We start from the raw sequence: 4,429 nt of genomic DNA on the forward strand, positions 1-4,429 counted from the left end.
GGACCCGCCATACGGTGACCGCACCAAAGAAAAGGGGATGGTCCGCAGCCGAGCCATCCCCTCTTTTCTGTCCCACATTCGCTGGCGATTTACTTATCCCCGCAGGGCCGAGGCCTCGCGCGCCAGCTGGGTGATGCCGGCCCAGTCCTTGGCAGCCACCAGGTCGGCCGGGGTCAGCCACGAGCCGCCGACGCAAGCGACGTTGGGCTGGGCCAGATAGTCGGGCGCTGTTTTCACGGTGATGCCGCCGGTGGGGCAAAATGTCACACCCGGCAGCGGCGAGGCCAGGGACTTGATCAGCTTCAGGCCGCCCACGGCCTCCGCCGGGAACAGTTTCACATGGCGCAGGCCCCGGGCCTGCAGCGCCATGACTTCCGACGGGGTGGCGGTGCCGGGCAGGAAGGGCACGCCCTGGGCCTGCACCTCATCCAGCAGCGCCGGATAACAGCCGGGGCTGACGATGAAGCGGGCGCCGGCGTTCTTCACGCGCGCCACCTGGGCGGTGTCCACCACCGTGCCGGCCCCGACGACGGCATCGGGAACCTTGGCGGCGATGACTTCCATGGCGGCCAGCGCGGCCTCGGTCCGCAGCGTGACTTCCAAAACCCGCACGCCCCCCTCAACCAGGGCTTCGGCCAGCGGCAGGGCGTCTTCCAGCTTGTCGATGATCAGGACCGGGACGACGGGCCCCAAGGCCAGGATTTCGCCCACGCTCAAGGTGCTGTCCGAACTCATGCGAAATCCTCTCCGAAGCTATGGGCGCCTTCCTCGGCGCCGGTCACATGGGCGCGCATGCCCCCGAACAGGTTGCGCCCCGTTCCCCAGGTGTTGCCCGTCAGGTCCGGCGTGGCGGCCGGGCGGGCGGCGAACTCCGCCGCATCCACCAGGATGTCCAGCGTGCCGGCCTCCCCATCCAGGCGGACGATGTCACCGGTGCGGATACGGGCCAGCGAGCCGCCCTTCAACGCCTCCGGCGTCAGGTGGATGGCGGCGGGCACCTTGCCGGACGCACCTGACATGCGGCCGTCGGTGACCAGCGCCACCTTGAAGCCCTTGTCCTGCAAGATACCCAACTGCGGTGTCAGCTTGTGCAGTTCCGGCATGCCGTTGGCGGCGGGGCCCTGAAAGCGGACGACGGCGATGAAGTCCCGTTCCAGCTCCCCACGCTTGAAGGCGGCCAGCATCTCGTCCTGGGCCTCGAAAACGATGGCCGGCGCCTCGACGACGCGGTGCTGCGGCTTCACCGCCGACACTTTGATGATGGCGCGGCCGGCGTTGCCGGTGAGCAGGCGGATACCGCCCGAGGGGTCGAACGGGTCGGTGGCCGGGCGCAGGATGGTGGTGTCGGCGCTGGTGGGCGTGCCGGCGCGCCAGGCGGCCTTGCCATCCTGCAACCACGCCTCATGGCGGTAGGCGTCCAGGCCCGTGCCCAGCGCCGTGCCGTCGGCAACGGTGGTGACGTCACCGTGCAGCAGGCCGGCATCCAGCAGGGTGCTGATCAGGAACTGCAGGCCACCGGCGGCGTGAAAGTGGTTCACGTCGGCGACGCCATTGGGATAGACCCGCGCCAGCAGGGGCACCGCCCCCGACAAATCACTGAAGTCCTGCCAGTCGATGCGGATGCCGGCGGCGCGCGCCATGGCCACCAGATGCAGGGTATGGTTGGTCGACCCACCCGTGGCCAGCAATCCGACGATGGCGTTGACGATGCTGCGTTCATCCACCAGGCGGCCGATGGGCAGGTAGTTGCCCGCCTGCTCCGTCAGCTGCGCCACCCGCTGGGTGGCAGCCACGGTCAGGGCGTCGCGCAATTCGGTGTTGGGGTTGATGAAGGAGGATCCGGGCAGGTGCAGGCCCATGATCTCCATCAGCATCTGATTGGAATTGGCTGTGCCGTAAAAGGTGCAGGTGCCGGGCGAGTGATAGGACTTGGACTCCGCCTCCAGCAAATCGTCGCGGGTGGCCTTGCCCTCCGCATAGAGCTGGCGGACCTTGGCCTTCTCCGGGTTGGACAGACCCGAGGGCATGGGGCCGGCCGGCACGAAAATGGCCGGCAGATGGCCGAAGGACAGGGCGCCGATCAGCAGGCCGGGGACGATCTTGTCGCAGACGCCCAAGTAAAGGGCGGCGTCGAACATGTCATGCGACAGGGCGATGGCGGTGGACTGGGCGATGACATCGCGGGAGAACAGCGACAGCTCCATGCCGTCGCGGCCTTGCGTGACGCCGTCGCACATGGCGGGCACGCCGCCGGCGAACTGCGCCACCACGCCGGCCTCGTGCGCCGCCTGCTTGATCAGGGCGGGGAAGCGCTCGAACGGCTGGTGGGCGGACAGCATGTCGTTATAGGCCGACACGATGGCGATGTTGGACTTGCGGCCGGTGGCCAAGGCCGCCTTGTCGTCCGGGGCACAGGCGGCGAAGCCGTGGGCCAGGTTGCCGCAGCCCAGCGCGCCACGGCGGGGGGTCTGGCCCTTCTGGGCGTCCAGGCGTTGCAAGTAGCGGGCGCGGCTGTCGGCGCTGCGCTGGATGACGCGGTCGGTGACCCGCCGCAGGGTGTCGTGTAGCGCCATGGGGTCCTCCCTGGCTGAAAAGCCATGAACATGGGGTGCCGACGGGACCGGCGATGCGGCGCCAATCCCGGGGGCTTCAAATCGAATTAACTCCGCCGAACCCTTACAGTTCGGGGTCGTGCCAACGGCGGCCGTCGCGGTCCAGCAGCAGCGCGGCGCTGATGGGGCCCCAGCCGCCAGCGGCGTAGGGATCGGGCCGCAGGTCCGCCTGCTCCCAGCCGGCCAGGATGGTGTCGATCCACGACCAGGCGGCATCAACCTCGTCACGGCGCATGAACAGCGACGGGTTGCCGCGCACGACGTCCATCAGCAGCCGCTCGTAAGCTTCGGGATAGCGGTCCTTGAAAGCCTCGGCATAAGACAGGTTCAGCGGCACGGACCGCAGGCGCAGTCCACCGGGGCCGGGCACCTTGGTCATGATGTTCAGCTGCACGCCCTCGTCCGGCTGCAGGCGGATGACCAAACGGTTGGCCATCAGATCGCCCGAGCCCTTGGGGAACACGCTGTGCGGCACGTCCTTGAACTGGACGACGATCTCGGAATAGCGTATCGGCAGGCGCTTGCCCGTGCGCAGGTAGAAGGGCACGCCGCTCCAGCGCCAGTTCTCGATTTCCGCCTTGATGGCCACCAGCGTCTCGGTGTTGGACGGGCGCGTCAGTTCATCGGCGTAGCCCGGGACCGGCTGGCCGTTGATGGAACCGGCGCGGTACTGGCCGCGCACGGTCTTGGTCTTCACGTCCGCCTGGGTGATGGGGCGCAGGGCCCGCAGCACCTTGATTTTCTCATTGCGGATCTGATCGCCGGACAGGTGGGCCGGCGGCTCCATCGCCACCAGGCAGAGCAGCTGCAGGAAATGGTTCTGCACCATGTCTCGCAGGGCGCCAGCCTTGTCGTAGTACTCCGCCCGGCCCTCAACGCCGACGCTTTCGGCGACGGTGATCTGGATGTGATCGATCCAGCTGCTGTTCCACAGCGGCTCGAACAGGGCGTTGCCGAAGCGCAGGACCATCAGGTTCTGCACCGACTCCTTACCCAGGTAATGATCGATGCGGTAGATGCGGTCCTCAGGGAAGACGGCGCCCACCTCCTCGTTCACGGCGTTGGCGGACTTGCCGTCATGGCCGATGGGCTTTTCCAGCACCACGCGGCAGGTGTCGGTGACCAAGCCGGCCACCTGGAGGTTGCGGCAGATGGCGCCGAACAGGCTGGGCGCGGTCGCCAGATAGCAGACGCGGGCCTTGTCCTCGTGCCCCTTCAGCAGGGCCTGCAACGGCTCCCAGCCCAGGGGCCGGGTGGCGTCCAGCGAGACATAGCCCAGGCGGGCGGAGAACCGTTCCCACACCGCGGCGTCCAGGTCCTCGGCCGGCACGTGGCGCTGCAGCGCTGCCCACACCGTGCCCCGGAAATCCTCCACCGTCTGGTCGGTGCGGCTGACGGCGATGATGCGGCTCTCGTCCGTCATCTGCCGGTCGCGTTCGCGGTAATAGAGGCCCGGCAGCAGCTTGCGCATGGCAAGGTCGCCGGTACCGCCGAAAACGACGAAATCGAAGGGATTGACTTGCAGCACTTCAGCCATGATCGCGCCTTGGCTTAGGTTCCCAGGGATGGCAGGGCCATCCGCCCGTTATCAATTATGCGGTTATTTCACTACCACAATTCCCTGGAAGCGCCACTGGAAAATCACCCCTCTTGTAACTGAGGGGGCGTTTTTCCGGTAATTCCGTAACATGACAGCGTTGCGGAAAGGGTGCCCCGCCCTGGTGTGGCCGCCGCGAGGTTCAGGCTTTCAGGCCGCCCATCAGCAGGTATTTGACCACCAGGTAGTCCTCGATCCCGTACTTGGAGCCCTCGCGGCC

General features: G+C 67.3%; 3 protein-coding genes. All 3 read right to left on the minus strand.

The window, feature by feature from the left end; all coding sequences use genetic code 11:
- Positions 1-93: 93 nt before the first annotated feature.
- Positions 94-735, minus strand: coding sequence for a bifunctional 4-hydroxy-2-oxoglutarate aldolase/2-dehydro-3-deoxy-phosphogluconate aldolase (locus I55_RS10855; protein WP_044560568.1), 642 nt, complete (start codon positions 733-735; stop codon positions 94-96).
- A complete protein-coding gene (gene edd / locus I55_RS10860) occupies positions 732-2,573 on the minus strand; it encodes a phosphogluconate dehydratase (protein WP_044560569.1) in 1,842 nt (613 codons plus the stop codon). Before edd ends, I55_RS10855 begins: the two co-directional genes overlap by 4 nt.
- Before the next feature lie 103 nt (positions 2,574-2,676).
- Positions 2,677-4,149: a glucose-6-phosphate dehydrogenase gene (gene zwf / locus I55_RS10865; protein WP_044560570.1), complete on the minus strand. Its 1,473-nt coding sequence runs from the start codon at positions 4,147-4,149 to the stop codon at positions 2,677-2,679.
- Between the last annotated feature and the right edge of the window lie 280 nt (positions 4,150-4,429).

Source organism: Azospirillum sp. B4, assembly GCF_000333275.1.
Classification (GTDB): Bacteria; Pseudomonadota; Alphaproteobacteria; order Azospirillales; family Azospirillaceae; genus Nitrospirillum.